The organism is Mycobacterium sp. shizuoka-1 (assembly GCF_002723835.1).
In the GTDB taxonomy this organism is placed as follows: domain Bacteria; phylum Actinomycetota; class Actinomycetes; order Mycobacteriales; family Mycobacteriaceae; genus Mycobacterium.
Genome location: NZ_BEWG01000081.1, coordinates 1 through 25,135 on the forward strand (window position 1 = coordinate 1; position 25,135 = coordinate 25,135).

Sequence of the window (25,135 nt, forward strand, 5' to 3'; positions counted from 1 at the left end):
ATCACCACCGACCCCACACCGGCATCGGCGGAATGACACCAATCGAGCGCCTACGCGTTCACAACCTACCCGTGAAGAACACCTAGCGATCAGCGGTGTGGAGTTGATTAGCCGGTGGTATGACAACGCGGCATATCTCGCCATCATGTCCGATTGCGCCCACACTCACATCGGCGTGTGGTCGGAGAACAGTTTCGACCGCACCGTCGTGGTCGCCGACTACGGGTAGCCAGAGCGGGCCAGATCCCGCACATCGAAGCGACACGGTACATCGGCCGTCGGCCTCACGCCTGTGGTGTTGTCGGAGCTGACGGCACAGCCACGGACATGGGCGGTGCCTGAAGGCGCAATGTCGAGGCCGTCGGATACAGGATCGCGGGTCACTGCTTCGGCCACCATGTGGTGACGGTGTCACGCATCGGTTCTACGCGGTGCTCTGCCGCCAAGAGCGCCAGATGGGCCAGTGTTTCACCGTTGGCGGCCCGGCGCATGAAGTTGGGTACCTGAGCCCAGGGCCGCGACCACCCCAGGCGGGTGGTGATCTGCCAGCAGGTTGCCCCAGGGCAGTCGGCCACCGCGCGTTCGATCTCACCAAGGCGCGTGCGGTGATGGGCGAAAAGTTCGTCCAGCCTGGTTGTGAACGCGTCGAAGCGGTATTCGTGGGCGGGAAGCACCTCGTCGGGTTGATATCCACGCAGTTTGGCCAGCGAGGCGAGGAAGTCGGCGAGGGGATTGGCGGCTTGCTGGGGATGCACGGAGATGTTCGGGGTGATCCGCGGCAACACACAATCGCCGGTCAGCATCAGCCTGCGGTCGGGCTCGGCGAAGCAGAGATGCCCGGGCGAATGGCCGGGCGTCCAGATCGCGCGCAGGTTCCAGCCCGGCAACGGGAGACGATCGCCATCGTCGATGAACCGGTCCGGTTCGGCCTGCCGGACGAACTGCCGGATTCCAAGCGACGCCGAGCTCAGTTCGTCCAACTCGACCTCGGGCACCCCGCAGTCCACCAAGAGGTCCCGCATACTCGCCACGAGAGGTTCTACCTCGCCGTAGCGGGTGGGCAACACCGCGGCATCGGCCGGGTGCACCCCGACCCATGCTCCGGAATGCTCGCGCACCCGCCCAGCCAATCCGTAGTGGTCGGGGTGGACGTGCGTGATCAGCACCGCAGAGACGTCGGTGATGTCGCATCCGGCCTTGGACAGTCCCTCGACGAGGGCCGTCCACGCTTCCTCGGTGTCCCAGCCGGCGTCGACGATGGCGACCCCGTCAGGCAGCTCGAACGCATACACCAGCACGTATCGCAACGGATTGTCCGGGATTGGCACCGGGATCGACCACAATCCCGGTCGCACCTGCTCGACCGGCGGCAACACGCCGTCGACCCAGGCCTGCCGCTGAACGGCCCCCGGCGCCTCGGCCATGGCTGTGTTCCTCCTGTCGCGGTCCCGACGCACACCGTCACACGCACAAATGTTAGTCATCGTTCACAATCCTGGGCAGGTCGTCGCTGGCTGCTATGCCGAGCACCGCGTAACCCATGGCGGCCAGACGGGCAGCGACCCGCTCGGGGGGCAGGCCGGTGTCGCGGTAGTGAAGGATCGACTGGATCGCGCCGATCGCACCATGTACGACCGCGCGGACGTCGGCCTCATCAAGCTCCGGCCGCAACTCCGCGACCACGTGCACCCATTCCTCGAGATACAGTCGCTGCTTACGTCGCAGGCGGCGCCGCTGCTCATCGGACAAGTTATGCAACTCGCGGTAATAGACAATCGCCAGCTCCCGATCGTTGATCACCAGCGAGACATGGTCGGCGACCAGCCCAGTCAACGCCTCACGCTCATCACGAGCCTGGTCCACGATGGTCGAGGCCCGCTCCAGCAGCGCGTCGATCACCCGCTCGAACAGCGACGCGAGCACGGCGGCCTTGCTGTCGAAATGCCGGTAGATTCCCGGTCCCACGATTCCAGCCGCCACACCGAGATCCGTCATCGACACGGCGTGATATCCCCGCTCGGCGATGAGCTCGGCGGCCGCGGCCAGAATCCGCTCACGACGTTCGCTTCCCCGAGTCCGTTGAGTAACGATCGCTCCGCTCACCGTGCCCCTTCCTCTTGGGTGAAACCACATGGGCCGGCGTCGCCTGCTTGTGCCCTGAACTCGCGTGGTCCCACCGCGGCCAACAGCAATGCTAACAGCGGTTAACACGCTGCAGGGCCGGGTAGCGAATTGGCGCGGACGAGGCGAAGCGGTTGCTGACGATGATTGGCCGACGAGGTGTTGGTCGACCGGGCCAGCGGGAAGCGACACCTGCACCGCGGTCGGCGACGCTAGGCGGTGGGCGGCCCCCGCTCCTATTCCTCAGCGGGCAGGATTAGGGACCAGAAGCGCGACTGGCGATCATTCGTCAGGCTCATGTAGATGTGTTTGGCTTCGGTGAAATCGAGGAATCCGTCGTCTCCGAGTTCGCGGCCGATGCCGCTTTGCCGGTATCCGCCGAACGGTGCGTCGGGGCGCAACTGGTGGTGGTCATTGATCCAGACCGTGCCGGCGCGTAACCGGCGGCTGATTTCGTAGGCGTTGACCATGTTGGTGGACCACACCGTCGCTGCCAAGCCGTATATCGTGTCGTTGGCCAGGCGCACCGCGTCGTCGACGGAGTCGTACCCGATGACCGACAGCACGGGGCCGAAAAGCTCCTGACGGGCGATCGGCATGTCGTTGTTGACGTTGTGGATCACTGTCGGCTGGAAGAAGTAGCCGTCGCCGATGTCGGCACGACGACCACCACACGCCACTGTGGCGCCGGCGGCCGCGGCGTCATTGACGACGCGCTCCAGCTCGGCGGCTTTCTCGGCCGAGATCACCGGGCCGAGGTCGGTCTGCGGGTTGCGCGTGTCTCCGAGTCTGATCGTGGCGGCCCGCCGCACCAGCCGGTCGATGAGTTCCTCTTCGCGCCCGCGTGGCACGAAGACCCGGCTGCCCGCTTCACAGCACTGCCCGGCGTAGAAGTTGACGCCGAACAGCACGCCGTCGACGACGAGATCGAAGTCAGCGTCGGGCAGGATGACTGACGGCGACTTTCCGCCGAGCTCTAGGGTGACGTTCTTCAACGTTTGCGCAGCCCCGGCGGCGACGCTCCGCCCGACCCCGGTGCTGCCGGTGAACGTGACATGGTCCACCAGAGCGCTTTCGACGAGGTATTGGCCCACTTCGACGTCCCCGGTGACGACGTTGAATTGCCCGGGGGGAAGATCTGTGCGCGACAATGCTTCAGCCAGTAGCATCGCCGACAGCGGCGTGCGTGGGTTGGGCTTGAGCACGACGCTGTTGCCCATCAGCAGTGCGGGAATGACTTTCCACACGGCCAACAAGAGCGGGAAGTTGAACGGGGTGATGGCCGCGACGACGCCCTCGGGTTCCCGTACGACGTGACTGACGCTAAACGGCGGCGAATGGAACCCCAATGGCTGCTCCAGACGCACGCTTGGGGCCATATCGAGGAAGTACTGGCTGTGGGCCAAGGCGAATCCGACGTGCAGAGCGCTCGCCGTCTTGATCGGAGATCCGCATTCGGCGATTTCCGCTTCCAGGAGGGCGTCCTGGTTTTCGACCAGGTAGTCGATGGCTGGCTGCAGCGCTCGGACCCTGCTTCGCACGTCCAGGCCGGCCCAGGGGCCCTCGTCGAAGGCCGTGCGGGCACACGCGACCGCCGCCTCGACGTCGGCGATCCCTCCGTCGGCGACATCGCCGACGACGGTCGCGGTGGCCGGGTCGATGACCTGCCTGCGTTTGCCACTGACGGAGGGACGCCATGTCCCGCCGATGTATTGCTCGAAGCGCCATCGCACATCGGATTTCAGCGGTGCCGTCATTGTCATCTTGGGTCTCGCTTTGCTGGTTGTAAGACGGTTTTGGTCAGCTGGTGACGAGCTGTCAATCGTGGTAGCGAACTGTGATCGCGTGTTCGGGGCACGCCTGCGCGCCTTCCTCTGCTTCGTTGACCAACTCTGGCGGAACGGGATTGACGATCACGACGGACTTTCCTTCGTCGTCCAGGCCATAAACCGCAGGTGCCAGTGAGTGGCAGCGGGCATGGCCCATGCACCGGTTGAGATCGACGGTGACCTCTGCGGATTTGCTGGTCACGGGACTCGTCACGACCTGGCCTCGAAGATCACCGGCAAAGACTTCACACCCCAGGTGTCACCGGTGTGCCACACCGGTGGCTTGTCGGGATCCAGCCGGTATTCGGGTGTGGCCGCCGTGTTCGACGGAGTGCCCGACCGGGCATGCTTCACGCATCCGGTCGTAGATCGCCAGTCGGTGGCGTTGAACCTCCCGGTCGTGCATGCTCAGATGCTCGATGAACTTGTCGGCCGCTTCGGCGTTGAGCCGCGTGGGTCGTTCGTCATCGATATCGGTGTTGCGCTGTTGTGTCGTCATTGTTGAATTCGCTCCAATCTTCACGAACGGCTATCGGTTTTGCGTCGCGGCCGTGGCCGAGACAACTTTGCACTGCAGGGCGGAATCAGCTCTCCACTTGGGCTGCTAGTCGTCCGACAGAATGACCAACCCGCGGATGTTGCGACCCGCGAGCATGGCCTCGTACCCCTCGTTGATTTGATCAAGCGAGTAGGTGTTGGTCACCAGCTCATCGAGTTTCAATTTGCCGGATTGATAGAGGTCGATCAGCTGGGGAATGTCGGAGAACGGGTTGCTGCTGCCATACACGGTGCCCAGGATCTGGCGTTCGAACATCACAACGTCGAAGGGAGCGATGGGTAGGTGGTCGGCGCCGGCGGGCGGCACGGCGACCAGGACGGCCCGCCCGCCTTTCCCCAGCGCCTGCAGCGCTTGTGCGAGGATCGCCTGGGTCAGAACGCCGGGCGTGGCGATGGACACGTCGGCCCCCCTGTTCCAGGTGGCCTCCAACACCGCGTCGACCGGGTCGACGGCGGTCGGATCGACGACGTGTGTCGCGCCGAACACTTCGTAGGCGAGTTTGCGCTTGGCCTCGTCCGGTTCGACGGCCACGACGACGCGGGCGCCCGACGTAGCGGCCCCCTGGATCGCGTTCATGCCGATTCCCCCGGCGCCCCAGACGACCACGGATTCACCGGGCCGCACCTTGGCCTTGTTGACTGCCGCCCCGTAGCCGGTGGGCACGCCGCACCCGATCAGGGCTGCGGTGCGCAGCGGAACGCTCCGATCGATCTTGACGACGGAAACATCAGGCACCACGGTGTGCTCGGCAAACGTTCCCAGCAAGCACATCTGGCCAGCGCCTTGCGCTCCCACGTGGAATCGGTAGGTCCCGTCGAGCTGCGGACCGGCCAGGATGTTGGCACCCAGGTCGCAAAGGTTGGAGTGTCCGACCGCACACGAGCGGCAGTGCCCACACGCGGGGATGAACGACAACACCACATGATCGCCCGGTTCGACCGCCGTGACCTCGGCGCCGACCTCTTCGATGACCCCGGCCCCTTCGTGGCCGCCGATCACCGGATACGGCATCGGAAGATCGCCTGTCACCAGGTGGTAGTCGCTGTGGCAGAGGCCGGTCGCCGCCAGGCGCACCCGCACCTCGTGCGGGCCCGGCGGGTCGAGATCCACCTCCTGCACCTTGAACTGCTCGTTCTGCCCATGGAGCACGGCTGCCCGAGTCTTCACGAAACTCCCTTCGTCGACCTAATCACATCGATCTTGATCCGCGCGTCGACGCCGGCTGCCCAGACTGTTGTGTCGATCGAAGGGCCCCGTCGCCGTTGTCGGTGTTGACACAAGTCATCGTTGATGTGACTCATGTCATTAAGCACTATGATCATAGGTCATACCCACACCGCTGGCAAGGAAAACGATTCCTGGATTCTGTCGCACCGCCGATCATCGGCAAGCAGTCTTGCCAGTTCACTGGCCACGGACCAGGAGTTTTGTACGCCGGACGGGAAGAAGAGAACGGGAAGAGGTACCTCAATAACGTGATGACAATTAGCCTCCGATGCGGTTCCCCACATCGATGTACGGCTCTGACGCGCAGCCAGACCGGTCAGCACGCTCCGAGGTCGGCGTGACGCACACCGTCGCCCCCGGCGGCGAGGCCCGCGGACCGGCACGCATCGCTGTGGTGGGTGCGGGGCCGGCCGGCCTGTACGCGGTGACCGAACTTGTGGAGTCGGGTCACCCGGTGAAGATAGACGTGTTCGAACGGCTGCCCTCGCCGTTCGGGCTCGTCCGGTACGGAGTCGCGCCGGATAACCAGAAGATCAAGTCGGTCGCCCGCGTTCTGGGCGCACCCTTCACCGCCCATTCAGCCACGGTCCGTTTTCTGGGGAACGTCTCTGTCGGCCGTGATATCAGCCGACACGAGTTGCGAGGATTTTACGACGCCGTCATCTACGCTTTTGGCGCGGAAGACGCCCGAGTGCTGGACGTACCCGGTAGCCGCCTGCCGGGCAGCTTTGCGGCCAAAGAATTCGTCGGCTGGTATTCCGGACATCCCGACGCCGCCGACCGCAACTTCCCACTGCACGGTCGGGGCGTGGCCGTGGTGGGGGCCGGCAACGTCGCCCTCGATGTCGCGCGAGTGCTCGCGCGCAGCGCCGAGGAGATCGCCGCCACCGACGTGCCCGACCGGGTCGTCACCGCACTTGGCTCCAGCGCCATCACCGACATCTATCTGCTGTGCCGACGCGGCCCCGCGCAGATGAAATTCACACCGGTCGAACTTCGCGAACTCGGCGAGCTGTCCAACGCCGATCTCATCATCGATCCGACCGAATTGGCGTTGAGCGAAAGCGAGCGAGCCGAGCTGTTGGGAAGGCCCCAGCTCGAACGCATGGTCTCAACGCTGCGGCAGTGGGCGGATCGGCCGCTGCAGGGCAAACCGAGGAGACTGCACCTGAGATTCCTCCGGAGCCCTGTCGCTATCCTCGGCGACGACCACGTCAATGCCCTGGTTGTCGAACGCAACGAACTGACCGACGACGGCCAGGCGCGCGGTTCAGGCCAGTACGAGGTGCTCGACGTGAACCTGGTGCTGCATTCCGTCGGCTACCAGGTGCGTCCGGTAGCCGACTTGCCCTACGACAGCGGTACGCAAACCATCCGCAACCAAGGGGGCCGCCTAGTGGACGGACAGGGCCATTTCCTGCCGGGCGAGTACGTGACCGGTTGGGCCAAGCGCGGCCCCAGTGGCGTGATCGGCACCAATCGAGCCGACGCCGCCGAGACCGTCAAGAACCTGCTGGCCGACCTGCCCGGCCTCGCACCGCCGAGACACGACCACCGCCGGACGGTCATCGAACTGCTCGAGCACCGCGCAGTCAACGTCGTGGACTGGGCGGGATGGCTACGGCTGGACTCCCACGAAATCCAAGCAGGTCGGCGCCGAGGAAGCCCCCGGGTCAAAACCCCGGATCTGGCCGCCATGCTCGATCACGCCCACCCCCTGGCACACGACGCCCCGACGGACGCCGCGGCCGGCACCCCGAGCCCGGCCGGGCGAACACCAGGATGACCCGCACGTATCGAGTGGTGCGCCCGGGAGCCCGCCGACACCGGCACGCACAGTCGACATCCCAACTCAGGTCCACAACACAGTCTCTGCGAAGGAGCCACGATATGATCGACCGCCACATTCCTTGGATGCAGCCCGCCTCGGCCCCGGGCCGCTTCCGTGAGATCGGCGTGTGGGGCGACCAGACGATCGCGGACGTCGTCGACGACCACGCACAACGGCATCCCGAAAAGACTGCGGTCATCGATTCCCGCGAAAAGCTGACATACGCCCAACTCAGGGACCTGTCGCTGCGCCTTGCGCGGGTCCTGCTCGATCACGGTGTCGAGCCCGGCGACCCGGTCGCCATCCACCTGCCCGGCTGCGTTTTGCTGCCGGCACTGCACCTGGCGTGCAACAGGATCGGCGCGCTGTTCCTGCCGGTGAGCACCGGCTGGCGCGGCGCCGAGCTGCGGTCTCTGCTGGGCACGGTACGGGCTTCGATGCTGATCGTCCTCAACGATAACGGCGGCTTCGACTACGTCGGCCTGGCGGAAACGCTGCGTGACGGGCTGCCCGACCTCAAACACGTGTTGACCGCCCGAAGCGGTTCGCTGGAATCGCTGGCAGCCAACTCGGCGCCTCTGACCGCCGGCGAGCTCGACGAGCATCGGCCGAGCGCCGATGCGCCCGCACACGTGATGTCCTCGTCGGGAACGACCGGTATCCCCAAGGCGTCGGTGTGGAGTTCGAATGACCTGGTCGCCCTGCTCGTCCACCATATGGGCCGCCGCCTCCACCTCGGTGCCGACGACGTCGCCGCCGCCATCGCACCGGCCAGCACGGGCTCGACCGGCTACGTCTTTCCCGTGCTGGCACCACTGTTGGTGGGTGCGACGACCGCGCTGCTGGAAACCTGGAAGCCGCAGGCCGCACTGGACCTGATCATCCGGGAGCAGTGCACCTACGCGACCGCCGTGCCCACCCAGATGATCATGATGCTGGAGTTCCCGCTCGAGCAGTATGACCTGTCCCACTTCACCCGATTCAACAACGCGGGCGCCCCGCTGCCACAGTCCACCGCGCGCGACCTCGAATCACGGATGGGCTGCCGCGTGCAAACCATTTACGGCGCCACCGATGGGGGAGTGCCCGCCATCACGTCGATCGACGATCCAGACGAGCTACGCCACACGACCGTCGGCTCGGTCTGCCCCGGTGTCGAGGTGGTGTTGCTCGGCGCGGACGGCAACCCCGTGCCGCCGGGCGACGCTGGTGAACTGTGCTGGCGTGGGCCCAACAAGTCATACGGCTATCTCAACGAGCCCGACTACGACCGGCAGGCTTGGGATGATCAGGGTTTCTTCCACTCCGGTGACGTCGGTGAGTTCGATGACCGCGGATACCTACGCATCGTGGGGCGCATCAAGGACATGATCTTGCGGGGAGGCACCAACATCTTCCCGCGGGAAGTCGAGGAGCTGCTGCTCGAGCACCCTGACGTGGCTGGCGTAGCGATCGTGGGAATCCCCGATGAGCGGCTGGGCGAGCGGGCCTGCGCCGCAGTGGTGCCCGCTTTAGGCTCTCACCCCCGGCTCGACGATCTGTGCTCGTTTCTGCTCGACCGCCAGCTCGCCAAGGCCAAGCTGCCCGAAAGATTCATCGTGCTCGATGAGCTGCCGACCAATGCCGGCGGAAAGGTCGACAAAGCGCTCCTTCGAGACATCGCCATCAAGGACCTGGCAGGTCACGCGCGTAACGAAGACGGGACCTCAGCTCGCCATCGGCCGCCGGCGCCAGGTACGCCGGCTGACACCGCACCGTCAACCGCAGAACGCGCAGCTGAGGGAACGGCATGAGCGATCCGACCGGCCCGCTGTCCGGGGTACGCATCCTCGACCTGTCCGCGCTGGCCCCAGGGCCGTTTGCCACCATGCTGCTCGGCGACCTCGGCGCGGAGGTGATCACGGTGGAAGCCCCGGCCGCCGCGCGAAGCGGCAGCGGTCTTGGCGCGCTACCCGGTTACGGTGGTGAGCGCGCGCGCCGACAGGGCATCAATCCGCTGTATCGCTCCCGACGATCACTCGTGCTGGACCTCAAGCAACCGCAAGCCCTGGAGATCGCCCTGCAACTGGCGCAGCGCAGTGACGTCTTCGTCGAGGGATTCCGGCCGGGAACCTGCGAGCGGCTCGGATTGGGCTACGACACGGTCGCCGCGCGGAACCCGGCGATCGTCTATTGCTCGCTGACCGGCTATGGGCAATCCGGGGAGCTGGCGATGCGCGCCGGTCACGATCTCAACTACATCGCCGAGTCGGGCCTGCTGTCGGCGACGACACGCGATGGCCAGCGTCCGGGCATACCCGTCAACGTGGTGGCCGACTTCGCCGCAGGAGGTTTGCTGGCCGCGTTCGGCATCCTGGCCGGCCTCCTGGGCCGCCAGGCCAGCGGCCGGGGAACTCACATCGACGTGTCGATGTATGAGGGGCTGCTCGGCCTGCTGCAGGTGGTCCAGTCGTGGACGCTGGCGTCGGCGCCGGATCCGTCGTGGGGCCGGGGCCTGCTGTCGGGGGCGGTCCCCTTCTATGACTGCTATCGCACGGCCGACGGGCAATGGCTGTCGGTGGCTGCTCTGGAGCCGAAGTTCTTCGCGAACCTCTGCACAGCACTCGGCCGCCCCGACCTGATCTCGGCTTATGCCGACCAGTCTCGATGGGGCGAGCTGCGGGCCGCATTCGAGAAGACCTTCTCCGCTGCCTCGCTCGCGGAATGGCTGGCCCGGCTGGAAGAGGTCGACACCGCGGTGGCTCCCGTGAGGTCGCTGCCCGACGCGTTCGACGCAGCGCAGCGCAGAGGGTTGCTGGACGCGCCGGGTGTGGTTGGCCCGCTGCCGCGCATGAGCGCGTGGAAGCCAACCGCGGGATCGGTCGTTACCCGGCCCGGGCAGCACACTCGCGAAATTCTCGACGAGATCGGCCTTTCCCCGGACGAGATCGAAACGCTGCGGGCGACCGGCGCGGTCACGGAGTGAAATCGGCGAGGACGATCCAAATCGGGATGATCATCGTCATTGTAAAGTATATGGACTCTGGACGTCGTAACGGAGAAACGATCGGAGAATGAGCATGCAGGCACGTGTCGCCGTCGTCACCGGCGCCGCTAGAGGAATCGGACGCGAGATCGCGTTAGCGCTAGGCCGGCAAGGCCGCCACGTCGCGGTGGTCGATCTGCGCGACCACGAGGCTAAGGAGACCGCGGCGACGATCACCGCAGCCGGCGGCACCGCCGTGCCCGTCGCCGTGGATGTCACCGACCCGGCGTCGGTGAAGGAGGGCCTCAACGAGGTTCGCCAGAAGCTGGGATCGATCTCCATCCTGGTCAACAACGCTGGGTGGGACGAGCTCAAGCCCTTTGTCGATACCGACGAGGAGTTCTGGCAGCGCGTCATCGAGATCAACTACAAGGGCGTGCTTCGGACCACGCACGACGTGCTTCCGGCGATGATCGAGGCGGGGTGGGGGCGGATTGTCAACATCGGCTCGGACGCCGGTCGTGTCGGTTCGTCGCTGGAGTCGGTGTACTCGGGGGCCAAGGGCGCTGTGATCGCATTCACGAAGACGATCGCTCGCGAGGTCGCCCGCGCGGGGGTAACCGCCAACACCGTGTGCCCCGGCCCGACCGACACCCCTTTGCTACAAGAGATCGTCCGCGGCCAAGCCGATGCAGACAAGGTGATCGGTGCGATGACCCGGGCGGTGCCGATGAAGCGTCTGGGCCGGCCGGAGGAGGTCGCCGCCGCGGTCGCGTTCCTCGCTTCCGACGACGCGGGGTTCATCACCGGACAGACGCTGTCGGTGAGCGGCGGCCTTACCATGGCGTAGCTCTGAACCATGGCGTAGCTCTGACCGACGGCCGCAGCGCCGGGAACGCTACCGCCCCCCGGTGCCGCTCCTTAGCTCCAGGTTCTTGACGATAGGGGGATCGGCGCTGAGCTTCCCGACGCGGCGGGCGCCACCGGGAGAGCCGATTTCGGAGAAGAAGTCGGCATTGATCTGCTGATAGTGCCGTACACCGTCGGGGAGGTCGGTCTCGTAGTGGATCGCCTCCACGGGGCAGACCGGTTCGCACGCCCCGCAATCGATGCACTCGGCGGGGTGGATGTACATCATCCGTTCGCCTTCGTATATGCAGTCGACCGGGCATTCTTTGATGCACGTCTTGTCGAGAACGTCGACACATGCCTCGGTAATCACATAAGTCACGGATTCACCTTTCTCTACTCTTTATGTAACCCCGTTGCGACGTCACGCTGGACGTGGCGGATGACCGTAGGCTGGTACCTGCCAGAACGGGGCCGTGCGCTTCACACGGCCGAGGAGCCGAAGATGGTCTCGGCTATCCGGGCACGGTGTTGGCGCGGGGTCCCGTACGCCTGTTCCATGGCCTTCCCCCGTTTGAGCCACAGGTGCAGGTCATGCTCCCAGGTGAAACCGATCCCACCGTGGCATTGCAAAGCGCTGTCGTTGGCGGTCTTTTCCGCTTCCGACGCGCAACTCTTGGCAACCGCCGCGGCCGTCGGCGCTTCATCCGAACCAATGGCGACCAAGTGCGCGGCGACCCACGTCGCCGGCCGGGCGAATTCGACCGCGAGATAGGCATTGGAGAGTTGATGCTTGACGGCCTGAAACGATCCGACCGGTCTGCCGAACTGCTCCCGCTGCCGCACATAATCGACCGTGGTTTCTACTAAGTACGCCCCGATGCCCACGAGCGTGGCAGCGGCGGCCACGGCGGCGCGTACGGCTAAAAGGTCCGCCCGTCCGGTGCTGCCGGGCAACAAGGTATCGGAGGTGGCTTCGGCGCGGATAGTCGCCAGGCGGCGGGCGCCGTCCTCGACTTCGTGGGACTCGATGTCGCAGTTGCTCACGGGTACGACATGCAGACAGTCCTCGCTCGCCACCACGATGAGGTCGAACGAGCTGTCGATGACAGCGAACGGTGCACCCGGCGGCTGAATGGTGGCGATTAGTTCGCCGGCTGCGATGGCGGGCAACCACCGCTCGATCTGGCGGTCGCTGCCCATGTCTGCGATCGTCAGCGCCGCCACCGCGGTCTCCAGCAGCGGGTCGGGAAGCGCGACCCGGCCGGCTTCCTCGAGCAGCAATGCGAGCTCCACATCAGAGCGCCCCAGGCCGCCGAACCGTTCTGGCACTACGACACCGAGGAACCCAATCTCGGCCAGTCGAGCCCACGCCGCGCGATCGACGGCGCAGTCGGCATCCCAGGCCGAACGAACCCGCGACGCAGGGTACTCGGCACGCAAGAATTCCCGTGCCGCGGCTGCCAGCTCTTTCTGGTCGGGCGTGAGGTCGATGTTCACCGCGGCTCCCGTGGAAGTCCGAGCAGGCGCTCGCCGATGATGTTGCGTTGTATCTCGTTGGTGCCGGCGAAGATTCGCGACGCCCGAGCGTGCCAGTATCGGCGATGAAACCCGGCTCCAGCGGCACAGCCGGATGAATCCGCCAGTTCTGCGAAGGGACCCAGGATCTGCAGAGCGGTTTCCTGGATTCTGCTGTCGAGCTCCGACCAATACAACTTGACGAGGCTGGACCTGGAACCGACGCCGGTGCCCGCGGCGAGTTGGCTGGCGATGTGCTGCATGTACCGGCGGAAAAGCTCGGCCTCGGCGAAGCGCGAGGCGATCTCGTCCCGGAGGGCGGGATCGTCGGCGATGCCCATACGTGTGGCGAGGTCGACCAATTGCCGCACGTCGTTGGACAGACGCACGTGGTTGCCCAAGCCGGTGCCGCGCTCGTAGCCCAGCGTCGCCATGGCAACGCGCCACCCGTCACCGACCGCACCGATGACGTTCTTCGCGGGAACGCGCACGTCGGTGAAAAACACCTCGGAGAAACCCGGCTCGCCGTGCAACTGGCGGATCGGCCGCAACTCGATGCCAGCAGTGTCCATCGGCAGCACGATGTATGTCAGGCCCCGATGCCGAGTCTGGCCGGGGTCCGTGCGGACCAGGGCGAACATCCATTCGGCGAACGCGGACAGTGATGTCCAGATCTTCTGGCCATTGATGACGAAATCGTCTCCGTCAAGGACCGCCCGAGTTCGCACGGCGGACAGGTCGCTGCCCGCGCCCGGTTCGGAGAATCCCTGGCACCATAACTCGTCGCAGCTGAGCATCCCCGGCAGCCAGCGCTGCTTCTGCTCGGTGGTGCCGAATTCGATGATGGTGGGGCCCGCTAGTCCGAGGGCGAGACGGTTCAACCGCTGCGGAGCTGCGGCTCGGTGGTACTCCTCGTCGAACAGCATCTGGCGCATGAAGTCGGCACCTCCGCCGCGGTACTCTCGCGGCCAATGCAGCGCCGAGTAGCCCGCGGTGTACAGCGCTTTCTCCCATTCCCGATGTGCGGCCACACCCTCGGCCGTGTAGGGCGGCGGTAAGGGGTGAGTGGGCGCGTTGGTCGTCAGCCAGGCGCGTACTTCATCGCGGAACGCCAGCTCTGAATCGGAGTACGACAATTCCATCGTCAACGTCCCCCCGGATTCTCGCCCACACCGCCGTTGCGAGTTGAGCGCATCGTCAACGCCAAGGGGAGAAGTCGGGCTTGCGTTTGTTCATGAAGGCATCGGCGCCTTCGGATTGCTCTCCGGACACGAAGAAGCCGGGGTTCACCTGGTTGAGAATGCTGAACCGGTCCTGTGCTTCCCGCATGGGCGCGACCGCGTCGTCAAAGGACTTTTTGACCAGTTTCAGCACGGTCGGGCTAAGCGCCAGCAACTCGTCACACCAACGCGCGACTTCGGCATCGAGATCCTCCGGCGGCACACACGCGTTGATGAGCCCCCAGTCCAGCGCCTGCTTGGCCGAGTAGCGCCGGCACAACATCCACATCTCCTTGGCCCGCTTCATACCGACCACCGTCCACAGGTAGCTCACCAGCCACCCCTCGGCTGGACTGGCGACGCGCGGACCGTTCTGTCCGAGCACCGAGCGATCAGACGCGATGGTGAAATCGCAGGCGTAGGCCATGTGGTGTCCCCCGCCGATCGCGTAGCCGTCCACCCGGGCGATCACCGGCTTGAGACATTCACGAAACGCGCGGTAGAGCTGCTTGACCAACTCGTCGAAGGAGTCATCGCCGGCGTTGAACGTGCTCTCGTCCTCCACGCTGACGTCACCACCCGCGCAGAATGCCCGTTCGCCGGCACCGGTCAGCACGATCACCCCGACGTCGCCGTCCTCGCCGGCACGTCGCACGGCCGATGTCAACTCCCTGAGGGTGTGCGGCGTGAATGCATTCAATTTGTCGGGACGATTGATCGTTATCCGGGCGACGGCATCCTTGACTTCGTAGCGGATGTCGGAGAACTCCACCATTGAACTGCTCATTGAACAACTGCTCCTTCCCAACGTTTCCGGGCCTCGGACTTGGCCTCGGTTACCGATATGCAGAGGACTTGGGTTGCCACGCGGGGGACAGCGGCCCTGCCGTCACACCGAGACGTTGCACGTTCTCGGCACGCCCCGCAGCAAACGCGACTGTCGCCTAGCCATAGCCGAAGTCGGGTGGCCGCTTATTGATGAAGGCGTCGAAGCCCACCCGGGCCTCTTCCCCGGCGAAGAGGTCGACAACCCCAGCGGACTCGGCCCGAAAGCCCGCGCAACGCCCCCCGTCCAGTCGTGCGAGCACACACGATTTGATGCGGCGCATGGCCTGGCGCGCGCCCGACGCGAGTTGTCGAGCGAACTCGACGGCTTCGCCAACGACTCGGTCGCCCTCCACGACTCGGTTGACCAGGCCGAGCGCATGCGCTTCGGCAGCGCTCACCTGCCGGCCGGTGTAGAGCAGTTCCAGGGCGCGGCCCTTGCCGATCGTCTCGCACAGCCGCTGCGTTCCTCCGGCGCCGGGAAGCAGGCCCAGACGAACCTCGGGAACGCCGAGCCGCACGTGTTCGCCTGCGAACCGCAGGTCGCACGCGAGGGCGAGTTCGAGGCCACCGCCCATGGCGTTACCGTTGATCGCTGCGATCACCGGCAACGGCAGTGCTTCCAGATCGTTGAGGGCCCGTTGAATCGCGTTGACGAAATACGCAAATCCGGCAAGATCGATGTCGCGCATCACCTTGATGTCGGCGCCGGCGACAAACTGTTTTCCGTGTCCGGTAACGACGATGGCGCCGACCTCAGGCTGCAACGCTGTCTCCGAGGCTGCCCTGCTGATTTCGTGTACCACCTGCAGATCCAGCGCGTTAGCCGGCGGGCGGTCCACCGTCAACAGCGCGACACCTCTATCCACCTCGACGCGGACGAACTTCGTGTCGCCTACGGCGATAACCATCGAACCTCCAGTAGCGCTGACGCTTGCACCCTTGCACGCCAGACCTTATCGTAGTACTGATTATAAGGCAATGTGGCTATCCGCGCCGCCTACTGAACCGGGAGGCGCAGGACTGCACGCATGCCAGCTGCACCACACCAGGGGGCGTGTAGTCGCCGGGTGGTCGTCATGACCGAAACAAGGGAGTTCCGAATGCTCACGTTCCGCGGAAAGCCGACACCGGAGCAGTCGGCATTTGTCGAAGCCGTCGATGGCTTCTGCCAGCGCGAATGCCCACCGCACAAGCTCCGCGAGCTGACCAAGGGCGGGACCGTCGCCCACAATGACGAGCTGTACGGCAAGCTCGCCAGCACCGGCTGGCTCGGACTGACGATCCCCGAGGAGTACGGCGGGGTCGGGGGAACACTGTCAGAGGTCGCGCTGCTGACCGAGCGCCTGGCCTACCATCGCGTCCCGGTCGGCGGGTACCTGACCACGGTGATCACACTGCAGGCGCTGATCAAGTACGGGTCAGAAGAGCAGAAACGTGCCGTCTTGCCCGGCGTCGCTGCCGGCGACATCCTGTCCATCGCGATCACCGAGCCCGACACCGGCTCTGACGCAGCTGCGGTCAAGACGCGTGCCCGCAAGGAGGGCTCGCGGTGGACGCTCAGCGGTGAAAAGACCTTCACGAGCAACGCCAACCATGCCCGCTGGGTACTCGTGGTGACCCGCACCAACACCGAAGCGCCCAAGCATCAAGGGCTGAGCCTGTTTCTGCTGCCGATGGACCGGCACGGCATCAGCTTCGAACGGCTCGACATGCTCGGCCATATCGACACCAACATCACTCGCTATGAGGATGTCGATGCCGGCGATGACGAGATCGTCGGAGGAATCGACCAAGGGTGGCGGGTGCTGGTACGCGGCCTCAACAGCGAGCGGCTCATCATCGCGGCCGAGGCCCTCGGCATCGGGCAGCGCGCGTTCGACGACACGCTCCGTTATGTAAAGGAGCGGCGCCAGTTCGGCCAACCTATCGGTCGCTTCCAAGCACTCCAACACGGCCTTGCCGAGAGCGCGACGAAGTTGCTGTCCACCCGGTTGCTGGTGGAGCACACCGCCGCGTTACTCGCAGCCGGAGACCCAGCGCCGGGTGAGGCTTCCATCACGAAGCTGCAGGCGACGGAGACCGCAAAGGACGTAGCACTGCAAGGTATGCAGTTCATGGGCGGTATGGGGTACAGCATGGAAAGCGAGATGCAGTCCTATGTCAGGGACGCTCTGGTCATGACAATTTTCGGCGGCACGTCGCAGATTCAGAAGAACATCATCGCCGCCCAACTCGGACTTGCCGACTGATCCGAGAGTACTGCGGCACAGCAACGTTCGCGCTTTTCCGGGCGCGGGATGGTCACATCAAGAGGCACATCGAACAGGGATGAAGGGAACAATCATGGCAGTCGAGATCGACTTGACCGGGCGCTCCGCGATCGTCACCGGCGCGGGCAGCGGAATCGGGCGCGAGGTAGCAACTCTTCTCGCGCGCGCCGGCGCGAAAGTTGCGGCGGCGGATGTCAACGAGGCTGCCGCCAAGGAAACGGCTGCGATCGTCGAACAGGCGGGCGGCACTGCGATCGCCGTCACGGTGGATGTGCGCGACCCCCAGCGCGCGCGCGATGCGGTGAGCGCCACGGTAGAGCAGTTCGGTGGTCTGGATATCCTCGTCAACAACGCCGCGGCCTGGAGTGTGGATCTCTTCAAGAACCTCACCTACGAGCAGTACCAACTCGACGTCGGCGTCACCCTGATCGGCACGATGGTGATGACCAAGGCGGCCTACGACCACATGCGTGAGCAGAAATCGGGAACGGTGGTGAATCTGATCTCAGACGCCGGCCGGATCGGCGAACCATTCCTCGTTTCCTACAGCGCCGCTAAAGGTGGGGTCGTCGGCTTTACGAAGGCATTCGCCAAAGAAGCCGGCCGCTACGGCATCCGATGCAACGCGGTGTCGCCGGGCACCACGAAGACCCCAGGCGCCAGCGCACTGATCGAAAAGTGGGGTGGTGAGGAGACTTTGGTCAAGGCCTACCCGCTGGGCCGACTCGGCGAACCTATCGACCAGGCCAACGCGATCCTGTTCTTCTGCTCGGATCTCAGCTCGTGGATCACCGGTCAGATCCTCAGCGTCAGCGGTGGCTACAGCATGGTGGACTGATCGTCACCCTCTACAGCCCTCCGCGTATAGGATTGCGTTTTTTGTCATGTCAGCGAAGTGGTCAGGTAGGGGAATCACCGCATGCCGTCCCGTAACTTCACCGGGCGCGAAGCAGCGGAACAGAACCGCGGTGGTCCGCCTGGCCGGACCTACAGCGAACCGAGGCACACATAAACGAGGCATACGAGCATGACCGTCGCGGATGCTACCCCGCTGCCGTGGTCAGACGGCGACCGTCGGCGGTCGGGCCGGCACTTCTACTGCTCGCTTGGCAGCGGTTGTAGACCGCAGAATCAGCGGCTGGCGCTAACCGGCTTGGTAGCTTGGTAGAGCGCAGCGAACTGCTCGCGGAGCTGGTATTTGAGTATTTTGCCGCCGACGGTCTCGGGTAGCTTTTCGGCGAACACGACGCGCTTAGGGGTCTCGAAACCGGCGAGCCGCTGGCGGCAGAAGGCGACAATGTCCGACTCGGTGGGCGCGCGCCCGGCGTGGGACGTGACGATTGCTGTGACGGCTTCACCCCAGTGGGGGTGGGGCAGTCCGATGACCGCCGCACGCGCTACGTCGGGGTGGGTGTGCAGCACAGCCTCTACGCGCATGCTCGAGACGTTCTCTCCACCGGTCTTGACGATGTCTTTGTAGCGATCGACCATGATCCGCAGCCCGTCGCGGTCAATCGATGCGCTGTCGCCGGAGTGAAACCAACCGCCGCGGAATGCCTCGCGGGTGGCGGCTGGGTTGCGGTAGTAGCCGGCGGTCATGATGGGCGATCGGTAGACCGCCTCACCGGGCTGCCCGCGCACAGGTTGGCCAGATTCGTCGACGACGTCGGAGGCCAGCAGCGGGCTGGGCACACCGACGTAGTTGGCCTGCGGCGCGGTGGCGCGGTGCGCCTCGGGCCATTTTGCGGGCCAGAACCGGTGACATGCGATCGCCTCGGTCTGACCGAAGATGCCCATCGCCACCAGTTCTGGGCCGCAGCGCTGCACCAGCCGGTCGAGCAGCTCCGGGGCCAGTGCTCCCCACCCGTACACCAGCACGCGCAGGCTGGTTGGGTCGAACTCCGGGTGGGCCTCGAACTCGTCGGCTAGGGACGCAACGAACTGCGGTGAGCCGGCCCACAGCGCCGTGATCCGCCGGGCGTCGACAGCCTTGGCTACCACCTCGGGTACAGGCTTTCGGCCGATGAGCAGGCGGCCTCCGCTGAGAAACGCCGAGAACATGAAGATCTGGTCGCCGACGTGATAGGTGACCGGCAGGAACGTGGCAAGGCGCAGGTCGGATTCCACGGTGAGACCGCGAGTCAGCGAGAGTGCGAAGTTCATCGCCGCCAGGTAGGTGCAGTGGTGGGACATCATTGCGCCTTTGGGCATCGATGTGGTGCCGGAGGTGAACAACAGCTCCCAGATGTCGTCGCCGTGGATCTCCACGTCGGGCTCGGTGTCGGGTTTGCTGTCGATCAGCTCGGCGAAACTTGGCGAGCCAACCACAGGGGCGCCGCCGATGGTGATCGTCACACCTGGGCGCAGGCCGGCCGCGCTGAATCCGCGTTCGGCGCGGGGCCATAGCTCGGCGTCCACCACCGCGAAGGCCGGTTCGGTTTGTCCGATGAGGTGTTCAACCACATCGGGAGCCAGGTTGGGGTTGAGGGGGACGGCCACCATTCCCGCCTTCGCGATGCCGATCTTGGCGAGACAGGCTTCGACGGAGTTCTCGCAGAACAGCAGCACCCGCGCGCCAGGTTGGAGCCCCGCGCTGGCGAGCGCGTGCGCGAATTGGTTTGCGGTTTGGTCTGCCTCACGATAGGTCAGCCGGGCAAACCGCCGGTCCCCATAGGCACCGGGCCATCCGGCGATCGCGATCTGGTCGGGATAGCTCCAGGTGAGCCGTTCGAGCACATCACCTACCGATGTCCGTTCCCAGCGGCGCGTTGCTCGCCTGCCTCGCAGGGTGGTCACATCCGGGTCCATTGCAGCTCCTTGTGCGCGAGTCACGTTCAGAATGTCACGCCGATGCCGCGCGATCAATGCTCTAGTTACTCCTGGTTCACAATGTCTGGTGCTGGCGCCACCCCGAGACAGCCGTGCGCGGCCGTCCTGAGCAGCTCGGCGAGCCGAACTGGCGGTAGTCCGCTGCGGAAGAACAGGGTCGACTGGATGGCGCCGATGGCGGCATGCACCGCGACCCGCAACTCGGCGTCGGCCAGGTCGGGACGCAGGTGGCCGAGCACGTGGACCCACTCCTCCACGTAGTGTCGTTGGTCTCGGCGCAGTCTTCGCTGCTGTTCCGGCGCAACGTTGTGCCCCTCGCGGTGGTAGACGGCCAGCACCGCGCGGTCTTCGACGGCTATCCGGACATGGTCGTCGACCAGCGCCGACAGGGCTTCGGCATCGCTCGGCGCTGTCGAAATGATCGCCCCGGCACCGTGACTGAGCCGTCGCATCACCCTGTCGAGAAGTGCTACCAGGATCGCGTCCTTGCTGGGGAAGTGGCGATAGATCCCCGAGCCCACGATGCCCGCCCGGGCTCCGATGTCGACGAGGGCCACGCCGTGGTACCCGCGCTCGGCGACCAGTTCGGCCGAAGCGGTCAGGATCCGCTCCTTTCGTTGCGGGTCGCGCTGCCGTGCGTGCGTCGCACCGTCCCCCATCTGGCCCTCCTCGCCGTGCATGTCGTACAGTCTCCTACGTGAACAGTGAATCACATACCGTGCTTCTCGAGGGAACACTGTGCCGGTGCTGACATCGCAGCTCGATACGTCGAGCGAGGCTTATCAGGCCAACCGGGAGGCGCAGTTGGCGCTGCTTGCACAGCTCGACGAGCAGGTTGCACTTGCGGTCGCCGGGGGTGGTGAGCGGTATCGGCGGCGGCATCGTGAGCGGGGGCGGCTTCTGGTCCGGGAGCGTATCGAGTTGTTGCTGGACCCGGCCAGCCCGTTTTTGGAGTTGTCGACGTTGGCTGCCTGGGGGACCGGGTTCACCGTCGGCGCCAGCGTGGTGACGGGCATCGGGGTGGTGTCGGGCGTGGAGTGCATGGTGATTGCGCACGACCCGACGGTGCGGGGTGGGGCGATGAACCCGTATTCGCTGCGAAAGACGCTGCGCGCGCTGGAGATCGCGCGGGTGAACCGGCTGCCGGTGATCAACCTGGTGGAGTCCGGCGGGGCGGACCTGCCCCAGCAGGCCGACCTGTTTGTGCCGGCCGGCCGTATCTTTCACGAGCTTACGGAGTTGTCGGCGCTGGCGATCCCCACGGTCGCCTTGGTGTTCGGGAATTCGACGGCGGGCGGGGCGTATGTGCCGGGGATGTGTGACTACGCGGTCCTGGTGGACCGGCAGGCCAAGGTTTTTCTGGGTGGTCCGCCGTTGGTCAAAATGGCGACAGGTGAGGTGGCCGACGATGAGGCGCTGGGCGGTGCCGAGATGCATAGTCGGGTGTCGGGGTTGTCGGACTATTTCGCCGCGGACGAGCGCGATGCGATACGGATTGGCCGCCAGATCATGTCGCGGATCAACTGGCGCAAACTCGGCCCCGCTCCTGTGGGGTGCGCGGCGGCGCCGCTGTATGACCCGGAGGAGATTCTCGGGATCGTCTCGGCCGATGTGAAGGTGCCGTTCGACCCGCGTGAGGCGCTGGCGCGGGTGGTGGATGGCTCGGAGTTCGACGAGTACAAGCCGCTGTACGGGACATCGCTGGTCACCGGGTGGGCGCAGGTGCACGGCTATCCGGTGGGGATCCTGGCCAACCATCGAGGCGTGTTGTTCTCCGAGGAGGCCAAGAAGGCCAGCGAGTTCATCCTGCTGGCCAACCAGACCGATACGCCGTTGGTGTTTCTGCAGAACACCACGGGCTACATGGTCGGTGCGAGCTACGAGCAGGGCGGCATCATCAAGGACGGCGCCAAGATGATCAACGCGGTGACCAACAGCACGGTGCCGCACCTGACGATCACCATGGCCAGTTCGTTCGGTGCCGGCAACTACGGCATGTCCGGGCGCGCGTATGATCCGCGGCTGCTGTTCGCCTGGCCCGGGGCGAAGCTGGCGGTGATGGGCGCGGCGCAGTTGGCCGGGGTGATGTCGATCGTCGGGCGGGAGTCGGCGGCGTCGATGGGGCGGCCGTTCGACGAGGAGGCCAACCGCGAGCGCACAGCGGCGATCGAGGCCCAGATCGACACGGAGTCGCACAGTTTCTTTGTCACCGCCCGGCTGTATGACGACGGGATCATCGATCCGCGCGACACCCGCACCGTGCTGGGCATGTCGCTGTCGGCGGTGCACTCCAACACCGTGGCCGGCCGCCGCGGCTTCGGCGTCTTTCGGATGTGAGGCAGATGATCCAGAAACTGTTGGTGGCCAATCGCGGCGAGATCGCCGCCCGGGTGATGCGCACCGCGCACGCCATGGGTCTGGGGACCGTCGCGGTCTATTCCGACCCTGACGCCGACGCGCCGTTTGTCGGCCTGGCCGATGAGGCTGTGCGGCTGGCGGGCGCCGCGCCGTCGGATACCTACCTCAACGCCGAGGCGATCATCGATGCGGCCCGGTTGACGGGGGCCGATGCGGTGCATCCGGGCTATGGGTTCCTCTCGGAGAACGCCGGGTTCGCGGCCGCCTGCGCCGAGGCCGGGCTGACGTTCGTGGGGCCACCGCCGGCGGTCATCGCCGCGATGGGCTCAAAGGTCGAGGCGAAAGCGCTCATGGAGAAGGCCGGCGTGCCCGTGCTGCCCGGCGCAACCCTGGACGAGGACTCCGATCTGGCCGCCGAGGGTCAGCGGGTGGGCTACCCGCTGCTGGTGAAGGCGGCGTTCGGCGGTGGCGGGCGCGGCATGCGGATCGTGGAATCCGCCGACGCGCTGGCCGACGCGGTGGCGGCTGCCCGCCGGGAAGCGGCCTCGGCCTTCGGCGATGCGACGGTGTTCCTCGAGCGCTACGTCGTGAATCCGCGGCACGTGGAAGTGCAGATCCTTGCCGACACACACGGGGCGGTGGTGCATCTGTTCGAGCGCGACTGCTCGATTCAGCGCCGCCACCAGAAGATCGTCGAGGAGTCCCCGTCGCCGGCCGTCGACGACACACTGCGCGCCGAACTCGGTGCGGCCGCGGTGGCCGCGGCCAAGGCAATCGGTTATGTCGGCGCGGGCACCGTCGAGTTCGTGTTGTGGGCGGGCGGGTTCGCCTTCCTGGAGGTCAATACCCGGCTGCAGGTGGAACATCCGGTCACCGAGCTGATCACCGGCCTGGACCTGGTGGAATTGCAGCTGCGGATCGCCGACGGCGAGCCGCTGCCACCGGAGGCGTTCGATGCCCGCATTCGCGGGCATGCGATCGAGGCGCGGCTGTATGCCGAGGACGTCTGCGCCGGCTTCCTGCCCGCCACCGGCGTGCTGCACCGCTTCGCCGTACCGGATGACCCGGGCGTGCGGGTGGACACAGGCGTGGCCGACGGCTCGGTGGTCAGCCCGCATTACGACCCGATGCTGGCCAAGGTGATCGCGCACGGACCCACCCGGGCCGACGCCGCACGAAGGCTGGCGCGGACGCTGGCGCGCGCTCAGCTGCACGGCGTGACCACCAACCGCGACCTGCTCGTCGGGATCCTGCGCGAGGAGGAGTTCCTGGCTGGCAGCACCGACACGGGCTATCTCACTCGCCATGACCCGTCGGTGCTGGCGGCGCGCGTGCCTGGCGCGCTGGCCGTGCATGCGGCCGCGGCGGCGCTGGCCGCCCAGGTGCTAGACAGGTTGTCGAGCCCGGTGTTGCGGACCCTTCCTGCGGCGTGGCGCAACATTGTGAGGACGTCCCAACGCGCCAGCTACCGTTGCGGTGAGCGTGCTATCGGGGTCGCCCACCGCCAAGTCGGTGATCGGGTGCTGATCGAGGTGGACGGTGAGCCGCTGTCTGGGGTACGGGTGCAGGCGGCGGCGCCGCAGCGGGTCGTCCTGGAGATCGATGGCGTGCGTCGCTCGATCAGTGTGCATCGCGCTTGCGGTGTGTCGTATGTGGATAGCGCTTTGGGTTCGACGGTTCTGGTCGAGGTGCCGCGGTTCCCCGATCCGTCGTCGGCGCGGCACGCCGGCTCGCTGGTGGCCCCGATGCCGGGAACGGTTGTGCGGGTACTGGCTACCCCCGGCGCGGATGTCGCCACCGGGCAGGGGTTGATCGTGTTGGAGGCGATGAAGATGGAGCACACCGTCACCGCGCCCGCCGACGGGACCGTCGTCGACGTCTGTGTGGCGGCCGGTGATCAGGTCGACGCCGGCCAGACACTCGCCATTGTCGAGGACAGCAGCGCGGCCAGTGACGGAGGGCAGCAGTGAGCGATCCGGTGACCTACCAGGTCGTCGACGGCGTGGCCTGGTTGACCATCAACCGGCCCGAGGCGCGCAACGCGCTCAACGCCGCCGTGCGCGAGGGCCTGTGGGATGGGATCCGTCGGTTCAACGACGACGCGAACGCCCAGGTTCTGGTCCTGACCGGGGCGGGGGACAAGGCGTTCTGCGCGGGCGGGGACCTCAAGGAGATGGCCCAGGGCGGCCTGACCGTGCCGCCGCCGGATTTCGCCCCGCAGTTCGGCCGCAACATCGATGTCGCCAAGCCGACCATCGCCGCTGTCAACGGGGTCGCGTTCGCCGGTGGGTTCCTGCTCGCCCAGCAGTGCGACCTGGTGCTGGCCGCCGAGCACGCGACGTTCGCGATCACCGAGGTCAAGGTCGGCAGGGGAGCGCCCTGGGCCGCCCCGCTGTCATGGTTGGTGCCGCCGAGGATCGCCCTGCAGGTCCTGCTCACCGGGGATTCGCTCAGCGCGCACCGGGCACACGAGGTGGGGCTGGTCAACGAGGTGGTGCCGGCAGCCCGGCTGCGCGAGCGCGCCCAGGAGCTCGCGGAGCGGATCGCCGCCAACGCGCCGCTGTCGGTGCTGGCCGCAAAGCGCACGGCCTATTTGTCGGCGCACCACCGGCTCGATGAGGCCTACGCGCGCGCCGAGCAGATCTGGGCGCCGGTGTATCACTCCGAAGACGCGCAGGAGGGGCCGCGGGCGTTTCGGGAGAAGCGGGCACCGGTGTGGAAGGGACGCTGA

Annotated in this window: 22 protein-coding genes and 1 pseudogene; 10 read left to right on the forward strand and 13 right to left on the reverse strand. The window is 65.9% G+C overall.

The features are described from left to right. Positions 1 to 82: 82 nt before the first annotated feature. A pseudogene (locus MSZK_RS32120) lies at positions 83 to 229 on the forward strand (CAP domain-containing protein); the annotation flags it as partial. Between the two features lie 151 nt (positions 230 to 380). On the opposite strand, the gene MSZK_RS21855 reads toward MSZK_RS32120, so the two are convergent. From MSZK_RS21855 to MSZK_RS21880, 6 genes are all read right to left on the reverse strand, one after another. Next, positions 381 to 1,424, reverse strand: a complete 1,044-nt coding sequence (locus tag MSZK_RS21855; protein ID WP_047040146.1) for an MBL fold metallo-hydrolase — start codon at positions 1,422 to 1,424, stop codon at positions 381 to 383. 52 nt (positions 1,425 to 1,476) lie between these two features. Next, the gene (locus MSZK_RS21860; protein WP_232530502.1) at positions 1,477 to 2,103 is read right to left on the reverse strand and encodes a TetR/AcrR family transcriptional regulator; all 627 of its coding nucleotides are present in this window, start codon (positions 2,101 to 2,103) and stop codon (positions 1,477 to 1,479) included. Between the two features lie 254 nt (positions 2,104 to 2,357). Then, positions 2,358 to 3,884 (reverse strand): aldehyde dehydrogenase, encoded by a 1,527-nt coding sequence (locus tag MSZK_RS21865; protein ID WP_080989703.1) that lies wholly within the window; start codon positions 3,882 to 3,884, stop codon positions 2,358 to 2,360. 55 nt (positions 3,885 to 3,939) lie between these two features. Continuing rightward, positions 3,940 to 4,152: a ferredoxin gene (locus MSZK_RS21870; protein ID WP_064895175.1), complete on the reverse strand. Its 213-nt coding sequence runs from the start codon at positions 4,150 to 4,152 to the stop codon at positions 3,940 to 3,942. Positions 4,153 to 4,209: 57 nt separating this feature from the next. Further along, positions 4,210 to 4,449 (reverse strand): hypothetical protein, encoded by a 240-nt coding sequence (locus MSZK_RS21875; protein ID WP_064895177.1) that lies wholly within the window; start codon positions 4,447 to 4,449, stop codon positions 4,210 to 4,212. Between the two features lie 105 nt (positions 4,450 to 4,554). After that, positions 4,555 to 5,676 carry an NDMA-dependent alcohol dehydrogenase gene (locus MSZK_RS21880; RefSeq protein ID WP_047040138.1) on the reverse strand — a complete coding sequence of 374 codons (1,122 nt, stop codon included), beginning with the start codon at positions 5,674 to 5,676 and terminating at the stop codon, positions 4,555 to 4,557. Positions 5,677 to 6,004: 328 nt separating this feature from the next. Here MSZK_RS21880 and MSZK_RS21885 point away from each other — a divergent pair, with 328 nt between their 5' ends. The 4 genes from MSZK_RS21885 (at position 6,005) to MSZK_RS21900 (ending at position 11,382) form a co-directional block, all read left to right on the forward strand. Next, positions 6,005 to 7,522: an FAD-dependent oxidoreductase gene (locus MSZK_RS21885; protein ID WP_198419699.1), complete on the forward strand. Its 1,518-nt coding sequence runs from the start codon at positions 6,005 to 6,007 to the stop codon at positions 7,520 to 7,522. A gap of 104 nt (positions 7,523 to 7,626) precedes the next feature. Next, positions 7,627 to 9,360 (forward strand): AMP-binding protein, encoded by a 1,734-nt coding sequence (locus MSZK_RS21890; protein WP_158230620.1) that lies wholly within the window; start codon positions 7,627 to 7,629, stop codon positions 9,358 to 9,360. Further along, positions 9,357 to 10,532 carry a CaiB/BaiF CoA-transferase family protein gene (locus MSZK_RS21895; protein ID WP_047040135.1) on the forward strand — a complete coding sequence of 392 codons (1,176 nt, stop codon included), beginning with the start codon at positions 9,357 to 9,359 and terminating at the stop codon, positions 10,530 to 10,532. The genes MSZK_RS21890 and MSZK_RS21895 overlap by 4 nt, the downstream gene beginning before the upstream one ends. A gap of 94 nt (positions 10,533 to 10,626) precedes the next feature. Further along, on the forward strand, positions 10,627 to 11,382 hold the full coding sequence (locus tag MSZK_RS21900; RefSeq protein ID WP_047040173.1) for an SDR family NAD(P)-dependent oxidoreductase: 756 nt from the start codon (positions 10,627 to 10,629) through the stop codon (positions 11,380 to 11,382). 48 nt (positions 11,383 to 11,430) lie between these two features. On the opposite strand, the gene fdxA is transcribed toward MSZK_RS21900, so the two are convergent. The 5 genes from fdxA to MSZK_RS21925 form a co-directional block, all read right to left on the reverse strand. After that, positions 11,431 to 11,763: a ferredoxin gene (gene fdxA, locus MSZK_RS21905; RefSeq protein WP_047040134.1), complete on the reverse strand. Its 333-nt coding sequence runs from the start codon at positions 11,761 to 11,763 to the stop codon at positions 11,431 to 11,433. A 101-nt stretch (positions 11,764 to 11,864) separates the two neighbouring features. After that, positions 11,865 to 12,881, reverse strand: a complete 1,017-nt coding sequence (locus MSZK_RS21910; protein ID WP_158230621.1) for an acyl-CoA dehydrogenase family protein — start codon at positions 12,879 to 12,881, stop codon at positions 11,865 to 11,867. After that, on the reverse strand, positions 12,878 to 14,041 hold the full coding sequence (locus MSZK_RS21915; RefSeq protein WP_099250703.1) for an acyl-CoA dehydrogenase family protein: 1,164 nt from the start codon (positions 14,039 to 14,041) through the stop codon (positions 12,878 to 12,880). The genes MSZK_RS21910 and MSZK_RS21915 overlap by 4 nt, the downstream gene beginning before the upstream one ends. A gap of 55 nt (positions 14,042 to 14,096) precedes the next feature. After that, a complete protein-coding gene (locus tag MSZK_RS21920; protein WP_233211443.1) occupies positions 14,097 to 14,906 on the reverse strand; it encodes an enoyl-CoA hydratase-related protein in 810 nt (269 codons plus the stop codon). Between the two features lie 157 nt (positions 14,907 to 15,063). Continuing rightward, entirely contained in the window at positions 15,064 to 15,855 is a 792-nt protein-coding gene (locus MSZK_RS21925; protein WP_099250704.1) for an enoyl-CoA hydratase/isomerase family protein, read from the reverse strand. A gap of 168 nt (positions 15,856 to 16,023) precedes the next feature. Between MSZK_RS21925 and MSZK_RS21930 the strand changes: the two genes are divergently transcribed. Both MSZK_RS21930 and MSZK_RS21935 read left to right on the forward strand, forming a co-directional pair. Beyond that, positions 16,024 to 17,196, forward strand: a complete 1,173-nt coding sequence (locus MSZK_RS21930) for an acyl-CoA dehydrogenase family protein (RefSeq protein WP_171055141.1) — start codon at positions 16,024 to 16,026, stop codon at positions 17,194 to 17,196. Between the two features lie 94 nt (positions 17,197 to 17,290). Continuing rightward, positions 17,291 to 18,055, forward strand: a complete 765-nt coding sequence (locus MSZK_RS21935; RefSeq protein ID WP_158230623.1) for an SDR family NAD(P)-dependent oxidoreductase — start codon at positions 17,291 to 17,293, stop codon at positions 18,053 to 18,055. Positions 18,056 to 18,348: 293 nt separating this feature from the next. Here the strand turns inward: MSZK_RS21935 and MSZK_RS21940 are convergent, their stop codons facing one another. Both MSZK_RS21940 and MSZK_RS21945 read right to left on the reverse strand, forming a co-directional pair. Beyond that, positions 18,349 to 20,025 carry an AMP-binding protein gene (locus MSZK_RS21940; protein WP_095785376.1) on the reverse strand — a complete coding sequence of 559 codons (1,677 nt, stop codon included), beginning with the start codon at positions 20,023 to 20,025 and terminating at the stop codon, positions 18,349 to 18,351. A gap of 65 nt (positions 20,026 to 20,090) precedes the next feature. Continuing rightward, positions 20,091 to 20,726 (reverse strand): TetR/AcrR family transcriptional regulator, encoded by a 636-nt coding sequence (locus tag MSZK_RS21945; RefSeq protein WP_233211444.1) that lies wholly within the window; start codon positions 20,724 to 20,726, stop codon positions 20,091 to 20,093. Between the two features lie 58 nt (positions 20,727 to 20,784). Between MSZK_RS21945 and MSZK_RS21950 the strand changes: the two genes are divergently transcribed. From MSZK_RS21950 to MSZK_RS21960, 3 genes are read left to right on the forward strand one after another with little or no spacing between them, the layout of a single operon-like run. Next, positions 20,785 to 22,383 (forward strand): acyl-CoA carboxylase subunit beta, encoded by a 1,599-nt coding sequence (locus MSZK_RS21950; protein ID WP_095785377.1) that lies wholly within the window; start codon positions 20,785 to 20,787, stop codon positions 22,381 to 22,383. Positions 22,384 to 22,388: 5 nt separating this feature from the next. Beyond that, complete coding sequence (locus MSZK_RS21955; RefSeq protein WP_095785378.1) at positions 22,389 to 24,374, forward strand: biotin carboxylase N-terminal domain-containing protein; 1,986 nt, start codon at positions 22,389 to 22,391, stop codon at positions 24,372 to 24,374. Beyond that, positions 24,371 to 25,135 (forward strand): enoyl-CoA hydratase/isomerase family protein, encoded by a 765-nt coding sequence (locus tag MSZK_RS21960; protein ID WP_095785379.1) that lies wholly within the window; start codon positions 24,371 to 24,373, stop codon positions 25,133 to 25,135. The genes MSZK_RS21955 and MSZK_RS21960 overlap by 4 nt, the downstream gene beginning before the upstream one ends.

What these genes read in the sequence shown, in the direction of transcription:
- MSZK_RS21855 (WP_047040146.1), bottom strand. Translation starts at nt 1,424, where the DNA reads ATGGCCGAGGCGCCGGGGGCCGTTCAGCGGCAGGCCTGGGTCGACGGC.
- MSZK_RS21865 (WP_080989703.1), bottom strand. Translation starts at nt 3,884, where the DNA reads ATGACAATGACGGCACCGCTGAAATCCGATGTGCGATGGCGCTTCGAG.
- MSZK_RS21875 (WP_064895177.1), bottom strand. Translation starts at nt 4,449, where the DNA reads ATGACGACACAACAGCGCAACACCGATATCGATGACGAACGACCCACG.
- MSZK_RS21885 (WP_198419699.1), top strand. Translation starts at nt 6,005, where the DNA reads ATGCGGTTCCCCACATCGATGTACGGCTCTGACGCGCAGCCAGACCGG.
- MSZK_RS21890 (WP_158230620.1), top strand. Translation starts at nt 7,627, where the DNA reads ATGATCGACCGCCACATTCCTTGGATGCAGCCCGCCTCGGCCCCGGGC.
- MSZK_RS21895 (WP_047040135.1), top strand. Translation starts at nt 9,357, where the DNA reads ATGAGCGATCCGACCGGCCCGCTGTCCGGGGTACGCATCCTCGACCTG.
- MSZK_RS21900 (WP_047040173.1), top strand. Translation starts at nt 10,627, where the DNA reads ATGCAGGCACGTGTCGCCGTCGTCACCGGCGCCGCTAGAGGAATCGGA.
- MSZK_RS21915 (WP_099250703.1), bottom strand. Translation starts at nt 14,041, where the DNA reads ATGGAATTGTCGTACTCCGATTCAGAGCTGGCGTTCCGCGATGAAGTA.
- MSZK_RS21920 (WP_233211443.1), bottom strand. Translation starts at nt 14,906, where the DNA reads ATGAGCAGTTCAATGGTGGAGTTCTCCGACATCCGCTACGAAGTCAAG.
- MSZK_RS21925 (WP_099250704.1), bottom strand. Translation starts at nt 15,855, where the DNA reads ATGGTTATCGCCGTAGGCGACACGAAGTTCGTCCGCGTCGAGGTGGAT.
- MSZK_RS21930 (WP_171055141.1), top strand. Translation starts at nt 16,024, where the DNA reads ATGACCGAAACAAGGGAGTTCCGAATGCTCACGTTCCGCGGAAAGCCG.
- MSZK_RS21935 (WP_158230623.1), top strand. Translation starts at nt 17,291, where the DNA reads ATGGCAGTCGAGATCGACTTGACCGGGCGCTCCGCGATCGTCACCGGC.
- MSZK_RS21940 (WP_095785376.1), bottom strand. Translation starts at nt 20,025, where the DNA reads ATGGACCCGGATGTGACCACCCTGCGAGGCAGGCGAGCAACGCGCCGC.
- MSZK_RS21945 (WP_233211444.1), bottom strand. Translation starts at nt 20,726, where the DNA reads ATGCACGGCGAGGAGGGCCAGATGGGGGACGGTGCGACGCACGCACGG.
- MSZK_RS21955 (WP_095785378.1), top strand. Translation starts at nt 22,389, where the DNA reads ATGATCCAGAAACTGTTGGTGGCCAATCGCGGCGAGATCGCCGCCCGG.